Origin of the sequence: Bowmanella yangjiangensis (assembly GCF_017255015.1) — a bacterium.
GTDB classification, from domain to species: domain Bacteria; phylum Pseudomonadota; class Gammaproteobacteria; order Enterobacterales; family Alteromonadaceae; genus Bowmanella; species Bowmanella yangjiangensis.
Map to the genome: position 1 here is coordinate 1 of NZ_JAFKCS010000748.1, position 358 is coordinate 358.

General features: G+C 70.1%; 1 protein-coding gene. It reads left to right on the top strand.

Features of this window, described 5'->3' with window-relative positions:
* Nucleotides 1-141: 141 nt before the first annotated feature.
* Nucleotides 142-358, top strand: a 217-nt coding sequence (locus J0A65_RS26525) for a hypothetical protein (protein WP_206597164.1), incomplete at its 3' end; no start/stop codon positions are given.

Genomic DNA, 358 nt, shown 5'->3' on the forward strand with positions numbered 1-358 from the left:
CTACACCTTCGCCTTCGCCGCTCAGGAACTGGGCGATCAACGCGCAGCAGCGCTGACGCAGGCGCTGGGCTCCAGGCTGACGCCCGAGCAACGCACCGCCGCCACCCGTGATGGCAACCGTCTCATCGAGGAGTTCGCCCTGTGATCCGCCCCAACGCCCTGCGCTGCGCCGCCCTGTTGCTCGCTTGCCTGCCCCCGTTCCTGGCGCAGGCCGATGAGCTCGACAACCCGGCGGCCGAGGCCGGCAGCCTGTCGCCCGAGCTCGAACCGGTCACCTCGCTGCTGACCCACAAGCTGTTCATGCGCACCGGCTATGGCCCCGACGAGACCCGCCTCGGCGAGGATCGCCGCACCTTCT